The sequence below is a fragment of the Actomonas aquatica genome, assembly GCF_019679435.2.
GTDB lineage: Bacteria > Verrucomicrobiota > Verrucomicrobiia > Opitutales > Opitutaceae > Actomonas > Actomonas aquatica.
Genome location: NZ_CP139781.1, coordinates 5,980,001 through 5,996,089 on the forward strand (window position 1 = coordinate 5,980,001; position 16,089 = coordinate 5,996,089).

Sequence of the window (16,089 nt, forward strand, 5' to 3'; positions counted from 1 at the left end):
CGGGGGGTTAGAAAGCGGCGAGTTTGCGGAGCACGTCGGCGCGGAAGGCGTCGAGGTGGGGGGTGACGAGGTCGGTGAGGGTGAGGCTGTCGTCGGTCGCGAGGGCCGACAGGTCCATGGCGAAGGTCACTGCGGCGGCGGCGTCGATGGCGTGCGAATTGAAATAGGTGGCGTTGGCGCGGCGGCGGCCGAGGGTGGCGGCGACGTAGTCTTTGCCGCCCGCGACCTGCGAGCGGAAGACGGCGATGAGGTCGCGTTCGAGCTCGGGTAGGCGGCCGACCGGCAACGGAATTTTTGCTCCGTCGGGCAACCAATCGAGATCGCGCCAGACTTCACAGCCCACGATGGTGCGAGGACGATCGTCGGGCGCCAGCTCACGCAGCGCGCTCACGCAGGCCAGCAGCACGCCGATGTGGGTGGCGTGTTTGTCGGCCGGGTTGTGCAAGTAGAGGGCGTCCGGCCGGGTGGCGCGGAGCAGCTCGGTGAGTTGGGCGACGACGGGGCCGTGGGCGGCAGGGTCTTTGATGACGCGGCTGGGCACGCCGAGTTGGGCTTGGAAGGCGTAGCGGCCTAGGCGGGCGGCTTCGTTTTGCTCCTCGACTCGCACCGCCTTCATTTGCTCGTCACTATAATCTGAATACTCGCCGGTGCGGGCGCTGCCGCCACCATCGGTTACGGTCACGCCGCCGAACCACATGTCGGCGCGGTCGTAGCATGTTTCGATGCCGTGGTAGGCAAAGATCTCGAGGTCGTCCTGATGGGCGCCGATGGCGAGGTGGGTGGTGCGGGCGAGGGCGTCGGCGGGCGACGTGTTGTCGGGCACGTAGAGGTGGTCGAGCAGGGCTGGGCTCATGAGGAGGTGGACGTTGAGGTGTCGGCGGTCGGCTGCCAACGCACGAAGCACTCGATGGCTTCATATTCGGCGAGACCGAGGCGGTCGTAGAGTTGGGCGGTGGCGCGATTGCGGTCGACGGCCTGTTCCCACGGCTCGGCGCTGTCGCTGTCGGTCACCGGCGTCTGGTGACGTTGGGAGCGGTGCTGGTAGATGGCCTGGGCTTTGCGATCGAGTTCGTCGGGCGAGCAGGGCACGGCCATTTCGATTTCGTCGATCGGCCACTCGCGTCCGTCGCTGCGGAAGAGCCAGACCCAGCAGTCCTTCGTCCAAGCGTGATCGGCGGCGGCACCCAACGCGGTGGTGAACGCGGCGAAGCTCTTGGCCGGGACGGAACTGGGATCGGCGGCGGCGCCGGTGGTGAAGATCTGGTGCGGTTGGATCTCGTGGAGCAAACGGCCGACGGCGGTGGCGTCGGCGTCGCCGAGTTGAAAGCGGCGGTAGGTGCCGGACTCGTAGAAGGGCAGATCGAGGAAACGCACGTTGGGCGCGGGGACGCCGCAGAGTTCGAGGGCGGCGCGGGCTTCGCTGCGGCGCAGGAAACCTTTGAAGCGGCGCAGGTCGGCCGAGTCCTGATCAAAGGCGGCTTTGCGAGCGAGTTCGTCGAGCACGCGGCGAGCGAGGGAATCGGGCGCGGCGGCGTTGGCTTCAAGCATGAGTTGGGCGGCCCAGCGGGCTTCGGCGTCGGGCACGCCGAGGTTGCCGGAGGTGAGGTAGGCGACGGTGACTTCGTGGCCGTGCTGCACGAGGCGGTGGAGCGTGCCCGCCATGGCGAGGATGTCGTCGGCCGGTTCCGGACTGAGCACGAGCACGCGTTTGCGGGCGGGTTCGGCGCGCTCGGGGCGGTGGGTGTCGTCGACGTGCGGTTTGCCGCCGGGCCAACCGGTGATGGTGTGCTGCACCTCGTTGAAGAGGCGGATGTTGAGATCGTAGGCCGGGCCGTGGCTCGTCACGAGGTCGGCGAGGCCGTTTTCCTGGTAGTCTTTGTCGACGAGCTTCAGCAGCGGTTTGCTGAGTTTGAGGGAGAGATCGGTGACGGCGCGGCGGGTGAGTGGGGTGGTCCACTCCGGGAATCCGACCCACCACGGCGAGCGGAGGCGGGTGAGTTCGGAGGCAGCGGGGGCATCGAGGAAAACCTCGGTGGCGTCGTGCTGCTGGAGGTAGCTGGCTGGCACGGTGTCGCGGGGAGGCTCCTCGATGGCTTGGCGCAGGACGTCGGCTTTGGCGCGGCCCCAGGCGAGCATGAAGATGCGGCGGGCGCGCAGGATGGTGCCGACGCCCATGGTGATGGCGTAGCGGGGCACGTTGGCCTCACCGCGGAAGTCGCGGGCGGCGTCGGCGCGGGTGAGGCGATCGAGGGTGACGAGGCGGGTGACGGAGGCCGGGCCGGAACCGGGTTCGTTAAAACCGATGTGGCCGGTGCGGCCGATGCCGAGGATCTGGATGTCGACCCCGCCGGCGTCGCGGATGGCCTGTTCATAGGCGGTGCAGGCGGCGTGGATCTCGTCGCGGGGCAGGTCACCGGGCGGGACGTGGATCTGGGCGGCGGGGATGTCGAGGTGGTCGAACAACTGCTCCCGCATGAAGCGGTGGTAGCTCTCGGGGTGCTGGGGCTCGAGCGGGTAATACTCGTCGAGGTTGAAGGTGATGACGTGGGCGAAACTCAGGCCCTCCTCGCGGTGGCGGCGGATCAACTCGCGGTAGAGCGGGACCGGCGTCGAACCCGTGGCGAGACCGAGCACGGCCGGTTGGCCGGCGGCGGCGCGCTCCCGGACGAGGGTCTCGATGGCGTCGGCAACGTGGCGGACGGCGGCCTGATTGTCCGGAAAGACGGCCGTGGGGATACGTTCGTGGGTCTCGGCAGCGGCAGAAGTCATGGGTAAGTGAGACCATGCTACGGCATTCGATTGAGCCAAAGATTGCCAAAAATGATCCAGAATTTGATAAATCCGATCAGATGTCCGCTCCGATTCAGGAAAATCCCGCCCTGTCGCCCCTCGTGGGAGTGGCCCCGCGGGACTATTTCCACGGGGTGCGGGCGCCGGATATTTGTCGGGCGGACAATGTGCTGGCGTTCCTGCGCACGGAGCGAGCGGTGTTACACGAGAGTGGGTTCACGACGCGGCCGCATCATCGCTACGTTCTGATCGTGAACTACGAGACGGAGGGGTCGCTGAACATCGACGGCGTCATGTTTCGGCTGCACCCCGGGGAGGCGTTTCTGATCACGCCCTACCAATTGCACTTCTATCTGGACGTCGCGTCGCCCCGGATCCGGTGGCTGTTTTTCACCTTCGAAGCGGAGCCGGCGGAGGCGTTTGCGCCGATCCGCAATGTGCCGCTGCGGCTGGGCGAGGCGGAGCTGGCCGAGGCAGCGCGGTTGGGGCGGCTGTATCTGGGCGTCGAGACGGCGGGGGGCGGTCAACGCGCGGCCCTTTTGCTGGGGCTATCGCTGTTGCTCAATCGTCTCAAGCATCTAGGCGCGCGCCGGGCGCCCAGTCTGCCGGCTTCGGGCCCGGACGACGGCTTGCTGGTGCGCGTGAATCGGCTGCTCGCCTGGCACCTGAAGGAACGCCTAGGCATCGGCGATCTGGCGGGGCGGCTCTCGATGTCGGAGAGTCATCTACGGCGGCGGTTCCGGCAGCTCACGGGCATGAGTCTGGGCGGCTTCCTGCTGCAGTATCGGCTGAACCGGGCGATCAAGTTGCTGGTGCACTCGGAGCTCTCTCTCACCCAGATCGCGTTCGAGTGCGGCTACGAGTCGCTGGCGGCGTTCAGTCGGAGTTTTCGGGCCAAGGTTGGCAAAACGCCCTCCGCCTTCCGCAAAGCCGGGCGCTAGGAGGGCAATGTTCGTAATACGAACATTCAGCCGGGGGCGCTCGGCCAAGTGAGAGAGGGCGCGGACCGGGCGCTGCGGGGCTCACTTCACAGCAACGGATCGCCTTCGATGATGAAGTAGAAGTCGCGGTAGGTATCGACGTCGGGGTAGCCGAGGGTGCCGGGCGGGATGGCGAGGCGGGCGGCCACATCGGCCGGGAAACTGGCAGCGTCGCGGGAGGCGGCGACGTCGGTCGGGTCATTGAGATCGCGGATGAAGACGTCTTCGCGCCGGGTCGAGGCGCCGTCGCGGCGGATGGCGTGGCCGTCGGGGTAGGGATCGGTGAGTGCGCCACCGGGGACGACGTTGCGGTTGGAGAGCGGGATGTTGCGGTTGACGCCGGGCGGGGCAGGTTCGTCGAAGAGGAAGAGGATGGCGTAGCGGGTGTGCGGTTCGAGCACCGGGCGGGCCTCGGGGGCGATTTCCCAGCGAAGGTAGTCGTTGGTGGTCAGATCGGCGGGCACGACACCGCCGGAAAAGAGGGCTAAGTGTTCATAGTGCTCCCCCTCGATGAAGTCGTCGCTGTAGTGCATGATGGGCCAGCGTTTCGGCGTATTTTCGTCGCCCGGGTCATGCGGCCAATCGGTGGCGTAGGTCGACCACTGGGCGTTGGAGTAGGGCGTAAATTCGTCGGCAAACTGCGGAAAGTCGGCGGCGTGGTCGGCGTAGGACGAGGTGCCGTTGGGCGCGAGCGTGGCGGTGGTGCCGTTCGCGTTGAAGCGCGGCGTGCCGGTCACGCGCATGAGTTGCAGCGAAACCTTAGCGCCGGTAGGGTCGGCTTTCTTCACGTCCACCGGCTGGAGTCGCACGGTGATGGCGCTCAGAGCGAACCCCTCGTCGCCGACCAGAAAGGTCTGTCCCAGGTCGCGGTCGCGAAAATAGTAGTGAGCTTCGGTGCCGTTGGCTTCGCCCTCGTGTTGGCGATAGACCCAGTCATCGGTCTTGGTGGGCGGACCTTGGCGGGAGGCGTAAAACCGAAAACTGGTGGGGCCGAACTCGTCGCGCTCGAGTTGTTGGATCCGCACGTTGGGGCCGGTGGGCGGACCTTCCACTTCGGTGACGGTGAGCGTGGCGGAGAGGCTGGCGGCGGCCAGGGGCAGGAGCAGGAGACGGGGGAGAAACATGGGGTGGGGTGAGGGGAGGGCTAACGTGGGCTCGGGTCCGGCGGCAAGGGAGACCGGTTGCGAGAGGCCTTTTTGCCGGTTGCCATCGCGGGGGCGGACTCCTTTATCGGGCGGCACCTATCGACTGATCATGGCAGACTCCCCGGACCTCGACATTGATCGCGTGGCACAGCTCGCCCGCATCGCCCTCACCCCCGAAGAAAAGACCGCCTACGCCGCCCAGCTCGGCGAGGTGCTCAAACATGTGGAGCAGCTCAAGCAGGTGGACGTGTCCAACGTCGAACCGACCGCCCACGCCTTCGCGGTGGAAAACGTCTGGGCCGATGACGTGGCCGAGCCCGGCCTGCCAGTCGAGGAGGCGCTGCGCAACGCCCCCGCCCAGCGCCAGAACATGATCGTGGTCCCCAAAGTGGTGGAGTGAGCCCTATGTCGACCGACCTCGCTTTTTCCTCGCTCGCCCAACTCTCGGCCCAACTCGCGGCCGGCGAAGTGAGCTCCGTGCAACTGACCCAAGCCGTCATCGACCAGACGACGGCGGTCGAGGCGCGCGTGCAGGCCTTCAATTCGATCAATCCCGAGGATGCGCTGGCGCAGGCCAAAGCCTCCGACGCGCGCCGCGCCGCCGGCGAGACGCTCGGGCCGCTCGACGGTATTCCGGTCGCGCTCAAGGACGTGATCGCAGTGAAGGACCAGCCGCTCACGGCCAGCAGCAAGATGCTGGAAAACTTCGTGTCGCCCTACGACGCGACGGTGACCGAAAAACTCAAAGCGGCCGGCGCCGTGCTCTGGGGCCGCGCCAACCTCGACGAGTTCGCCATGGGTTCGTCGACGGAGAACTCCGCCTTCAAGGCGACCCGCAACCCTTACAACCTGGAGTGCGTGCCGGGCGGCAGTTCGGGCGGCAGTGCGGCGGCGCTCGCGGCCGGTGAAGCGATTGCCACGCTCGGCTCCGACACCGGTGGATCGATCCGCCAGCCGGCGGCGTTGTGCAACGTGGTGGGACTCAAGCCGACCTACGGTCTCATTTCGCGCTACGGTTTGGCGGCCTTTGCGTCGTCGCTCGATCAGATCGGCCCGTTCACGCGCACGGTCGAAGACGCCGCGATGATGTTGCAGGTCCTGGCCGGCCACGACCGCCGCGATTCGACCTCGTTCAAGACCGACATCCCCAACTATCGCGCGGCGCTCACGGAAAAGCAGGGCCCGTGGAAACTCGGCATCCCCAAGGAATATTTTGGCGAAGGCCTCGACCCGGAGGTGGGCGCGGCCATCGAGAAGGCGATCGCGTTCTACCGCGAGCGCGGCTGCGAGATCACCGAGGTGTCGCTGCCGCACACCGAGTATTGCTTGAGCGTGTATTACATCATCGCGACGGCCGAAGCGTCGTCGAACTTGGCGCGTTATGATGGCATCCGCTACACGCACCGCAGCGCCGAGGCGAAGGACGTCGTTGATCTGTATTACAAGTCGCGCGCCGAAGGCTTCGGCCCCGAGGTGAAGCGTCGCATCATCCTCGGCACCTACGTGCTTTCGAGTGGTTACTACGACGCCTACTACCTGCGTGCGCAGAAGGTGCGCACGCTCATTCGCCAGGACTTCCTGAAGGCCTACGAAAGCGTCGACGCCATCCTCACGCCGACCTCGCCGACGCCGGCTTTCAAGGCGGGCGAGAAAGCGGCCAACCCGCTGGCGATGTATTTGTCCGACATCTACACAATCGGCGTGAACCTCGCGGGGCTGCCCGGCATCTCGATCCCGGCGGGCTTCAGCTCGGCCGGACTGCCGATTGGCCTGCAACTCATCGGCCAACCCTACCGCGAAGCCGACCTGCTCGCCGTCGCCCACGCCTACGACTCAGCCCACGATTGGAACGCTCAAAGGCCGAACCTTTGAGCGCAGTAGTGAGTAGCGGGAAGCGAGTAGCGAGCATCCACTCCCACGCGCGCCTCCCGGTCTACTCACTCCTCGCTACCCGCTACTCACTACTTTGGAAAAATGAATTACGAAGCTGTTATCGGACTTGAGGTCCATGTGCAGGTTAAGACTGCGTCGAAGATTTTTACCCGCGTTGGGCAGGGTTACGGGCATCCCGAAAACTCGCTGACCGATCCCGTGGTGCTCGCGTTGCCGGGCACGCTGCCGGTGATGAACAAGGCGGCGCTCGACGCCATCATCAAGGCCGGGCTCATGCTGCATTGCGACATCGCCGAGGTCTGCAAATGGGACCGCAAAAACTACTTCTACCCGGACTCCCCGAAGAACTACCAGATCTCCCAATACGACCAGCCGATCTGCATCGGCGGTGAGGTGGAGATCGAGCTTCCGGGCGCTTCGCGCAACGTCATGGGTGAGCACAAGCAGATTCCGCTGACCCGCATCCATCTCGAGGAGGACGTCGGTAAACTCAGCCACTTCGCTAACGATTCCCTGGTCGACTACAACCGCGCCGGCACGCCGCTCATGGAGATCGTTTCCGAGCCCGCCATCGCCTCCGCCGAGGAAGCTTACGCCTACCTCACCGCGCTGCGCACCATGATGGTTTACGCGGGCATTTCCGACTGCGACATGGAGAAGGGGCAGATGCGTTGCGACGCCAACATCTCCATCCGTCCGGTCGGCCAGACCGAACTCGGCGTGAAGGTGGAGCTGAAGAATCTCAACTCCATCTCCTATGTGCGCGACGGCATCGCCCACGAAATCAAACGCCAGATGGCTGTGCTCAAAGCCGGCGGTGTGATCGTGCAGGAGACGCGCGACTACGATGGCGTGGCCGGCACCTCCCAATCGTTGCGCACAAAGGAAGACGCGCACGACTACCGCTATTTCCCCGATCCCGACCTCATGCCGGTGCGCGTCGACGACGCGTGGAAACAACGCCTCGCGGCGGAGTGTCCGGAGCGTCCCTTCGACAAACAGCGCCGCTTCATGACCGACTACGATGTGCCTTACACCATCACCTCGGTGCTGGTGCCGGATCGCGCGCTGAGTGATTTCTTCGAGGCGGGCGTGGCGGTCGCCGGCAAGGACAAGGCCAAGCAAGTCGCCAACTGGATCATCAATGACCTGTTGCGCGAACTCAGCGCGGCCGGGCAGACGCTCGCCGACACCAAAGTCACGCCGGCGCACCTGGCCGACATCGTGAAGCTCGTCGATGCCGGCACGATCAACAGCAACATTGCCCGCGAAGTGTTTGCGGAAACCTTTACGACCGGCGACGCGCCGAGCGCGGTGGTGGAGCGCAAGGGACTGAAGGCCGAAACCAATACCGACGAACTCGAGCAATGGTGCCGCGATGCGATCGCGGGCAACGAAAAGGCCCGCACCGACTTCCTCGGCGGCAAGGAGAGCGCGATCAACGGCTTCAAGGGCCCGGTCATGAAAGCCTCCCGCGGCAAGGCCAACCCGAAACTCGTCGACGAGACGTTGCGCCGCCTGCTGGCGGAAATGCAGTAAGATCCGGCGGTCATTGCGCCGAAAATTTCGCTTCTGACCGGACCGGCGCGTGCTAACGTGCCGGTCCAACTTTTTATGGAAAACGCGACGAGCAAGCCGGCCGGTCCGGTTAAGTTTGGCACCTTTGGCGGGGTGTTTGTGCCCAATGTGCTGACGATTCTGGGCGTCATCATGTTCCTGCGCACCGGCTGGGTGGTGGGCCAGGCGGGTCTGAAGGATGCACTCATCATCCTGGTGATCGCCAACGCCATCACCTTGCTCACCAGCCTGTCGCTGTCGTCGATCTCGACCAACATCCGGGTGAAGGGCGGCGGGGCGTATTACCTGATCTCGCGTAACCTCGGCTTGGAGATCGGCGGCTCGGTGGGACTGCCGCTCTTTCTCGCGCAGGCGGTTTCGGTGGCGTTCTACATCATCGGTTTTGCGGAGTCGCTGGAGTTCCTCTTCCCGGGATTGCCGACGCGCATCGTGACCATCGTGACGCTGGCGGTGATCTTCATCGTGGCGTGGGTGGGCGCCGACATCGCGGTGAAGGCGCAGTATTTCATTCTCGGCGCGCTGGGACTCTCGCTGGTGTCGTTTTTCATCGGCTGGTCGCCGGTGCCGGAGTGGTCGGCCAACCTCGCGCCTGCCTACACCGAAGGCGCGAGTTTTTGGTTGGTGTTTGCCATCTTCTTCCCGGCGGTGACCGGCATCATGTCGGGCGTATCGATGTCGGGCGACCTGAAGGATCCGTCGAAGAGTGTGCCCAAGGGCACGATCCTCGCGGTGGTGGTGACCTTTGTCATCTACGCGATTCAGATGATCTGGCTCTCCTGGCACGCGGGCCGGGATGAGTTGTTGACCAACAACCTGGTGATGGAGCGCATCGCGCGGGTGGGACCGCTCATCTTTGTGGGCCTGTGGGCGGCGACTTTGTCGTCGGCCTTGGCGAGTCTGTTGGCAGCACCGCGCACCCTGCAGGCACTGGCGCAGGACCACGTGGTGCCGCTCGCGTTGGGCAAGGGGCACGGTCCGGCCAACGAACCGCGGCTGGCCTTGTTGGCGACCACGGCGCTGGCGGCGGTGTGTTTGCTGGCGGGCAAACTCGATGTGATTGCGCCGGTCATCTCGATGTTCTTCCTCACCACCTACGGCACGGTGAATCTGGTGGCGGGCCTGAGCGCGCTGGCGGCCAATCCCAGTTATCGGCCGACCTTCAAGGTGCATTGGCTGCCGTGCCTGATCGGCGCGGCGGGCTGTTTGTTCGCGATGTTCCTGCTCAACGCCTTGGCGACGGTTGTCGCGGTGGCTTGTATCATTGGTCTCTACACCTTGCTCAAGAGTCGGCGCTACCAGACCGCGTGGGGCGATGAACGCAGCGGCATCTGGTTCGCGCTGGCGCGATTTGGCCTGCTGCAACTCGCGGCGTCGCGGCAGCACGTGCGCAACTGGCGACCAGTCATTCTGGTGCTGGTGGGCAATCCCACCAACCGGCTCGCGTTGGTGGAGTTGGCCAATCGCCTAGAGGCCCGACGCGGACTGCTCTTCCTCTCGCAGGTGATCACCGGTGACTGGTCGGCGATGGTGAAGCGGCAGGCGAAACTGCAGCGGCAGTTGCAGGATTTCATTCGCGAAAGCCGTCTGTCGGCGGTCGGCAAAACCGTCATGGCGGAGAGTTTTGAGCAGGGCGTCTCGACGCTGCTGCAGGTCGCGGGCGTGGGCGCGCTGGAGCCCAACACCGTGCTGATGGGCTGGAGCGAAGATGCGCTGCGTGAGAAGGATTTTGTGGGCTCGATCCGCCGCATTTTGGAGCTCGAGCGCAACCTGTTGATTTTTGCCGAGGCTGAGTTGCCGACCTACAAACTGGAGCCGGTGATCGACGTGTGGTGGCGTGCCCGCGCCAACGGCAGCTTCATGCTCACCATGGCGCACCTGTGGCAACACGAGGCGGCGGGTAAACCCTTCCGACTGCGCGTGCGCCGCATCGTCGAAACCGAGGCCGGCCGCGCCGAGATCGAGGCTGCGATGAAGGAGTTGGTCAAAGCCACGCGCTTCGAAGCCGAGATTGATATCGTGGTTTCGAACGAGCCGCCGCTTGAGGTCATCGCTCGTGAGTCTGAGCGCTCCGCACTGGTGTTTGTGGGCGTCGCGGTGGAAGCGCCGCAGGATGGCGTGAACCCGCTCTCGCCGCTCAAGCCGATGGTCAACGCGCTCAAAGGCGAAGTCATTTTGGCGAAGAGCTGGGAAGACCTGCACGCTCACGAGACGGCGGAGGATTGAGGAACCCTTGCGGAAGAAACCTGCTGTCTGCTGACTCTCAGATCCCATGCGATTTCTCATCACGGCTGGTCCGACCCGCGAGCACATCGATCCCGTGCGCTACCTGAGCAACGGCTCCAGCGGCAAGATGGGGTATGCGCTGGCGGAGGCGGCGCGGGCGAGGGGGGGCGAGGTGACCTTGGTGAGTGGTCCGGTGGCGCTGGCGGCCCCGGCGGGCGTCTCACTGCAGAAGGTGGTATCGGCGGCCGACATGCACGCGGCGTGTCTCGAACATTTTGATACGTGCGACGTGTTCATCGCGGTGGCGGCGGTGGCCGACTACCGGCCGAAGCTTCGCAGCACCGAGAAGTCGGCCAAGGTGAAGGGACCGCACAGCCTCGAACTGGAGCCCACGGTCGACATCCTCAAGGACCTCGGCACGCGTCGCCGCGACGGCCAGTGCCTCATCGGTTTTGCGGCCGAGACCAGTGAATTGGACACGAAGGCACCGGCGAAGCTGGCGGCGAAAGGCTGCGATTGGATCGTGGCCAACGACGTGAGCGCACCGGGCATCGGCATGGACGCCAACGATAATGCGGTGTCCTTGTGGAACCGATCCGGGCTCGTCACTCGCCTCGGCCCGGCGCCCAAGGCCGACATCGCCCGGCTGATTCTCGAGCAGGTATTCCCGGTCTGATCGACGGGCGCCCGGCGCGATTTTCGACCTTGGAGAAAGGGCAGGGGAGGCTCAGGTTGAGCGCACCCCATGACCCGCCGCACCACCAAGGCCGACCTCGGATTGCTCGTGGCCCCGCTGCTTTGTTTCGGCTTTGCCTGGCTACTGTCGCAGCTGGAATTCATGCAGCGCTTTGAGTGGCGGTCCTTGGATTGGCGCACGCAGGTGCGGGCGCAGTGGGGGCAACCGGCGCCTGACGATCGCCTGTTGGTGCTGGGCATTGGTGAACACACCACGCTCAACATCGAGCCTTGGCCGTTTGGTCGGGCCTACCACGGTCAGCTGCAATACCTGGCCCGGCATGATCCGCCGCGGGTCTGGGCGTGGGATATCATCTTTGCCGATCGCCGGCGCCGTGACGGCACGGCGGTGGACGCGGCGGGGGATCTGACCTTCTCGGTCGCGACCGAAGCGCTGGCCGAGCTCGACGTGCCGGTGGTGTTTGCGGCGGTGGCGAGCGAGCTGGATCAGGCGGAGGCGTTGGCGAGTCCCGGGCTGACGGCACCGATTCCCCACGTGGTGGGCGACATCAGTCAGCTGGAGGGGGACATCTCCGCGACGCTGCCATTCCCGGATCTGCGCGCGCACGGGTATTTTGGTTTTGCGGATGCGCCGCGCGGGGCGGGCGGCATCGTGCGGCACATGCCCCTGCTGGTGCGGATCGGCGAGGCGGTGTATCCCTCGTTGGCGTTGCAGACGGTGATGCAGTATTGGCGCGTGCCGGCCGACGAGGTGCGCGTCGTATTGGGTGAATCGATACGTTTGGGCCGCGAGGCGGAGGGGCGCGAGATTCCCATCGATGCGGCGGGGCGGCTGTTGGTGAATTACCGTTACGAGAAGGTGGAGCCGGGCGAGACGACGGGGCGGGATTTTCCGGTGGTGGAATACTTCAACCAGCTGATCGCCCTGGATCAGTATTATGAGCAAGGCGCGACCGACGCGCGACCGCCGGTGCCGATGCGCGATCGCATCGTGATGGTGGGCGAGTTTTCGACCGATACGGGAGCGACGCCGTTTGCAGATCAGAGCCCGCTCGTGCTGCTGCAGGCCAATGTGCTCAACAGCATCCTCACGGGTGACTTTGTGCGGCGCGTGCCGGCGGCGTGGATTTGGTGGGGCGCGTTGCTGATGGGGTATGCAGGGATCGGGTTGATGCGACGTCGGTCGGTCTGGTGGTTGAGTCTGTTTACACTGCTGACGGCGGGCGGTTTTGCTGCCAGTGCCTTTGCGCTGTGGAGGGCGCAAAGCGTCTGGGTGCCGTTGGTCGGGCCGCTGGTGGGTTTTGGGCTGCTGCAGTTTGGTTTCTTCGTTTACCGGGTGTGGGTGGAGCAGGCGGCCAAGCAACAGATTCGCAGCATGTTTGGCTCCTACCTGTCGCCGGTGGTGATCAACCAAATGGTGGCTTCGGGGGAGCAGCCCGTGCTGGGCGGCAGTGCGGTGGAATTGACGGCCTATTTTTCGGACATCCAGAGTTTCTCCGCGTTCTCGGAGGTGCTGGAACCGCCGCGGTTGGTGTCATTGCTGAATGAATACCTCACGGCCTGCACCGACATCATTCAGGAGCAGGGCGGCACGCTGGATAAATACATCGGTGACGCGGTGGTCGCGATGTTTGGCGCGCCGGTGCCGTTGCCGGATCATGCGTATCGGGCGTGTCTCACCAGTTTGCTGGTGCAGCGTAAACAGGCGGAGTTGCGGGCTGCGTGGCAGGCGCAAGGCGAGACCTGGCCGCCGCTGGTGCATCGGATGCGCACCCGCATCGGCCTCAACACCGGCCGGTGTATGGTCGGCAACATGGGCAGTCGGACGCGCTTCGACTACACCATGATGGGGGACAACGTGAACCTGGCCGCACGGATGGAAAGCGGGGCCAAGTTCTGGGGCGTGTATAACATGGTGACCGAAGAGACGCGGCGAGCGTGTGAGGCGCACGCCGAAGGGCGGATCGTGTTTCGAGCGCTGGGGCGGATCCGCGTCAAAGGTCGGCAGGCTCCGGTCGCGGTGCACGAAGTGATGGGACTGCAGGAGGATCACGATGCGGAGGGGGAAGGACTGCGCGCGGCGTTTGAGCAGGCGCTGCATTGGTTCTATGCCGGTGATTTGGAGGCAGCGGCGCAGGGGTTCCGGATATGCGTGCCGCGGGAGCGCCTGCAGCCGGAACGCGATGAAGGCATTCTGACCAATCCCTCGCTGACCTATCTGAAGGTCGTTGAGGAGCTGCAGCGTCGCCCTCTGCCGGCCGACTGGGATGGCGTTTACGAGATGCTGAGCAAGTAGCGGAAGATGGGGGAGGCGTAGCCGAGGCTATAAGCACGCTTGATTAAGCATACGGTTTGCAGTTATGTCGGGGCGTTCCTGCACCCATTCACCCTTTGCCCCCCGCTGGTGTTATGAAACTTCGAGCCCTTACCCTCCTCCTCGCGGCCGTCGTCGTGGCGACCTCGCTGTCCGCCCAAACCGCCAAAATCATCCGGATGACCGGCGAGCAGGCGGCGCAGGTCACCAAAGCCGATGGCACCACGGTGCCGCTGACGCTCAATCAGGAGTTGGCGGAGAACGATCTGATCGAAGTGATGGCGGGCACGCGGGTCTTTATGCGGACCTTTGCCGGCACGATTACCGTGATTGAAGAAAACTCCATTCTCTTGATCGAAGAGGTGCGGCAGGTCGGGGAGCGGGAGCGCACACTGCTTGACCTGAAGCAAGGCAACGTCGTGGCGAATCTGGACCCAGATAAACGGTCGACCAACGATTACGGGGTGAAAACGCCTCGCGGTGTCGCGGCCGCTCGCGGCACCAACTACACCGTTACCGTCGACGGAATGGACGTGTTGGTGACGGTCACCAATGGCACGGTGGAACTGAGTTTCCCGGAGTTGCCCACGCCGATCATGATCGAGCCGGGTAACGTAAGCACCGGCACCGCGGCCCAATCCCTTTCCAGCGCGATGTCCGATCCTGCTACGGCCGCGAAAGCGGCGGTGGCTATGCGGGCCGCGGCGACGGCGGTGGCCTCGCTCATCAACGAGCCCAATAGCGGCGTGACCAGCGCGACGCTGAATCAGTTGATCACCGTTGCCGCCACCGCGAGCAACGAGACGGGGGACAACGGTTCGCTCGTCGCGGGCGTAGCGGCTGCGGCCACGGCGGCGAATCCGAGTGTGGCCGAGGAGGTGGTGCAGAGCGCGGTGAGTGCGGTGGCCAACTCCGGCAATGCTTCGGCCGTCGCCACCAATGTGGTGGCTTCGGTCACGCGGGCGGCGACGCGCGCCACGCCGGGTAGTTCGGTCGCGGATACCGCGGCAAGCTTGAGTGCGGCCGCGAACAATGCCTCCGGCGGCACAGTCACAGTCGATTCCGATACGGTCACCGACGCGGTGAATGAGAGCGTCGATGCTCCGGAGGTTCCTGATGACGATGCCGGCTCCACGCCCACGGCCGATGAAGGCAACGAAGGCGCCGACGATGGTCCGGAGATCGATGAGACCGAGGTCGAGATCGAGGTGCCCAACGACAACGTGATCGTCAGCCCCAGCACCTGATCAGGCACGGGTCGGCTCCGATGAGTCGCTGCGCTTGAGCCGGAGGAGAAAGCGTGGCCGCGAACGACCCGCGACGGCGGCTCAGACGACAGGCGGTTTGCCGTCTTCGTCGGCCGCGGGCTCGCTGAGGAAATCGGTCTGCTGCAGGGTGGGGCCGCCCTTGGTTTTGCGGCGGTCGTCGTCGTCACCGGAGAGGTGGCGCGGCGGGCGCGAGACGCGTTGGGCGACCGCGGCTTCGCGGTCGGCGACGATGCGGTCGCACATGCCGTGGATCTGCAAGCGCAGCCATTTCGAGGTGGCGCTCTTGGCGCGATAGTCGGCCTCGCCGTAGTGGTCGATGCGGCCGACCTGGCGCAGGCGATCGTTTTGCTCAAACTCGAGCGTCGAGTCGGGATTGTAGACCGCGTAGGCCTTGCCGCCACCACGCTTGACGACCGAGAAGCTAGGAATGTCGCTGGGGCCGTCGGCGATGTAGATCATGTTCTGCAACGGGATGCGACGGTCCTCCGGCTTGATGTTGGAGTTCACATCAATGGCGGCGTTTTTGTTGGTGCCTTTGTTGATCTCGAAGATCGCCTTGGTCTTGGTCGTGTTGTCGATGACCATGCCGATCTGCGCGATCTCAGCCTCGGCGGAAATGGACAACTCGTCCTGCTTAAGGAAGCCGGGTTGAAGCGGGTTCTCGACAAACTCGCAGGCCCACACGCCGTCGACTTTGTCGGCGGCGGCGCTGCCGCGCACCATCTCGGCGAGGCCCGTGCTCACGACGTAGTGTTCGAGGGCGATGTCGTGTTTGCGGTATTCCGGCTTTTCCGTGACCCACTTGCGGCTGAGGTCGAAGAAGTCGGGCATGCCCGGGTAGAAGGCGATGTCGCGGCCACACTCGCGCAGGATGCGGTTGTTGAGGCCGGCCATCTCACCGGATAGCACGTAGGTGAGCAGGTGGTTGAGGTAGGCGATCTCGCTGGAGATGTGGTAACCGCGCTGTTTGTAGTGCGCGCCCAGCGCGTTGGTCTCGGTCCAGAAGTTGGCTTCGTCGACACCGAAGCGCTTGAACAGCGGTTTCTGCATGTAGTCCGGGATGAGCGTCTTGTCGAAGTCCCAGATGCAAGCGATGATGTTTTGCGTAAACAGAGTGGTGGCCATGGCGGATTGGCGAGGTGAGTCCACCCACTCCGGGCGGACCGTCTTTGGCTAGCGACGATGGATGGCGCGACTGGCAT

12 protein-coding genes are annotated in these 16,089 nt (G+C 64.8%); 8 read left to right on the forward strand and 4 right to left on the reverse strand.

Going from position 1 to position 16,089, the window contains the following annotated elements:
- Nucleotides 1-7: 7 nt before the first annotated feature.
- Both K1X11_RS22955 and nagB read right to left on the reverse strand, forming a co-directional pair.
- Nucleotides 8-853, reverse strand: a complete 846-nt coding sequence (locus tag K1X11_RS22955) for a PIG-L deacetylase family protein (protein WP_221030160.1) — start codon at nt 851-853, stop codon at nt 8-10.
- Nucleotides 850-2,769 (reverse strand): glucosamine-6-phosphate deaminase, encoded by a 1,920-nt coding sequence (gene nagB, locus K1X11_RS22960; protein WP_221030159.1) that lies wholly within the window; start codon nt 2,767-2,769, stop codon nt 850-852. The genes K1X11_RS22955 and nagB overlap by 4 nt, the downstream gene beginning before the upstream one ends.
- Before the next feature lie 80 nt (nt 2,770-2,849).
- Between nagB and K1X11_RS22965 the strand changes: the two genes are divergently transcribed.
- Nucleotides 2,850-3,731 carry a helix-turn-helix transcriptional regulator gene (locus tag K1X11_RS22965; RefSeq protein ID WP_221030158.1) on the forward strand — a complete coding sequence of 294 codons (882 nt, stop codon included), beginning with the start codon at nt 2,850-2,852 and terminating at the stop codon, nt 3,729-3,731.
- Nucleotides 3,732-3,817: 86 nt separating this feature from the next.
- Here K1X11_RS22965 and K1X11_RS22970 read toward each other — a convergent pair whose 3' ends face one another.
- A complete protein-coding gene (locus tag K1X11_RS22970; RefSeq protein ID WP_221030157.1) occupies nt 3,818-4,894 on the reverse strand; it encodes a hypothetical protein in 1,077 nt (358 codons plus the stop codon).
- Between the two features lie 130 nt (nt 4,895-5,024).
- On the opposite strand from K1X11_RS22970, the gene gatC reads away from it, so the two are divergent.
- From gatC to K1X11_RS23005, 7 genes are all read left to right on the forward strand, one after another.
- Nucleotides 5,025-5,315: an Asp-tRNA(Asn)/Glu-tRNA(Gln) amidotransferase subunit GatC gene (gatC, locus tag K1X11_RS22975; protein WP_221030156.1), complete on the forward strand. Its 291-nt coding sequence runs from the start codon at nt 5,025-5,027 to the stop codon at nt 5,313-5,315.
- Between the two features lie 5 nt (nt 5,316-5,320).
- A complete protein-coding gene (gatA, locus tag K1X11_RS22980; protein ID WP_221030155.1) occupies nt 5,321-6,787 on the forward strand; it encodes an Asp-tRNA(Asn)/Glu-tRNA(Gln) amidotransferase subunit GatA in 1,467 nt (488 codons plus the stop codon).
- Nucleotides 6,788-6,889: 102 nt separating this feature from the next.
- The gene (gatB, locus tag K1X11_RS22985) at nt 6,890-8,347 is read left to right on the forward strand and encodes an Asp-tRNA(Asn)/Glu-tRNA(Gln) amidotransferase subunit GatB (protein ID WP_221030154.1); all 1,458 of its coding nucleotides are present in this window, start codon (nt 6,890-6,892) and stop codon (nt 8,345-8,347) included.
- 75 nt (nt 8,348-8,422) lie between these two features.
- Nucleotides 8,423-10,609, forward strand: a complete 2,187-nt coding sequence (locus K1X11_RS22990) for an APC family permease (protein ID WP_221030153.1) — start codon at nt 8,423-8,425, stop codon at nt 10,607-10,609.
- Nucleotides 10,610-10,655: 46 nt separating this feature from the next.
- Complete coding sequence (locus K1X11_RS22995) at nt 10,656-11,285, forward strand: phosphopantothenoylcysteine decarboxylase domain-containing protein (protein ID WP_221030152.1); 630 nt, start codon at nt 10,656-10,658, stop codon at nt 11,283-11,285.
- A 69-nt stretch (nt 11,286-11,354) separates the two neighbouring features.
- On the forward strand, nt 11,355-13,601 hold the full coding sequence (locus tag K1X11_RS23000) for a CHASE2 domain-containing protein (RefSeq protein ID WP_221030151.1): 2,247 nt from the start codon (nt 11,355-11,357) through the stop codon (nt 13,599-13,601).
- Nucleotides 13,602-13,714: 113 nt separating this feature from the next.
- Nucleotides 13,715-14,866 carry a FecR domain-containing protein gene (locus K1X11_RS23005; protein ID WP_221030150.1) on the forward strand — a complete coding sequence of 384 codons (1,152 nt, stop codon included), beginning with the start codon at nt 13,715-13,717 and terminating at the stop codon, nt 14,864-14,866.
- 81 nt (nt 14,867-14,947) lie between these two features.
- Here K1X11_RS23005 and K1X11_RS23010 read toward each other — a convergent pair whose 3' ends face one another.
- Nucleotides 14,948-16,012, reverse strand: a complete 1,065-nt coding sequence (locus tag K1X11_RS23010; RefSeq protein ID WP_221030149.1) for an HAD family hydrolase — start codon at nt 16,010-16,012, stop codon at nt 14,948-14,950.
- Nucleotides 16,013-16,089: the final 77 nt, after the last annotated feature.

What these genes read in the sequence shown, in the direction of transcription:
- K1X11_RS22995 (WP_221030152.1), top strand. Translation starts at nt 10,656, where the DNA reads ATGCGATTTCTCATCACGGCTGGTCCGACCCGCGAGCACATCGATCCC.
- gatB (WP_221030154.1), top strand. Translation starts at nt 6,890, where the DNA reads ATGAATTACGAAGCTGTTATCGGACTTGAGGTCCATGTGCAGGTTAAG.
- K1X11_RS22990 (WP_221030153.1), top strand. Translation starts at nt 8,423, where the DNA reads ATGGAAAACGCGACGAGCAAGCCGGCCGGTCCGGTTAAGTTTGGCACC.
- K1X11_RS22970 (WP_221030157.1), bottom strand. Translation starts at nt 4,894, where the DNA reads ATGTTTCTCCCCCGTCTCCTGCTCCTGCCCCTGGCCGCCGCCAGCCTC.
- K1X11_RS23000 (WP_221030151.1), top strand. Translation starts at nt 11,355, where the DNA reads ATGACCCGCCGCACCACCAAGGCCGACCTCGGATTGCTCGTGGCCCCG.
- K1X11_RS23010 (WP_221030149.1), bottom strand. Translation starts at nt 16,012, where the DNA reads ATGGCCACCACTCTGTTTACGCAAAACATCATCGCTTGCATCTGGGAC.
- K1X11_RS22955 (WP_221030160.1), bottom strand. Translation starts at nt 853, where the DNA reads ATGAGCCCAGCCCTGCTCGACCACCTCTACGTGCCCGACAACACGTCG.
- K1X11_RS22965 (WP_221030158.1), top strand. Translation starts at nt 2,850, where the DNA reads ATGTCCGCTCCGATTCAGGAAAATCCCGCCCTGTCGCCCCTCGTGGGA.
- nagB (WP_221030159.1), bottom strand. Translation starts at nt 2,769, where the DNA reads ATGACTTCTGCCGCTGCCGAGACCCACGAACGTATCCCCACGGCCGTC.
- gatC (WP_221030156.1), top strand. Translation starts at nt 5,025, where the DNA reads ATGGCAGACTCCCCGGACCTCGACATTGATCGCGTGGCACAGCTCGCC.
- K1X11_RS23005 (WP_221030150.1), top strand. Translation starts at nt 13,715, where the DNA reads ATGAAACTTCGAGCCCTTACCCTCCTCCTCGCGGCCGTCGTCGTGGCG.
- gatA (WP_221030155.1), top strand. Translation starts at nt 5,321, where the DNA reads ATGTCGACCGACCTCGCTTTTTCCTCGCTCGCCCAACTCTCGGCCCAA.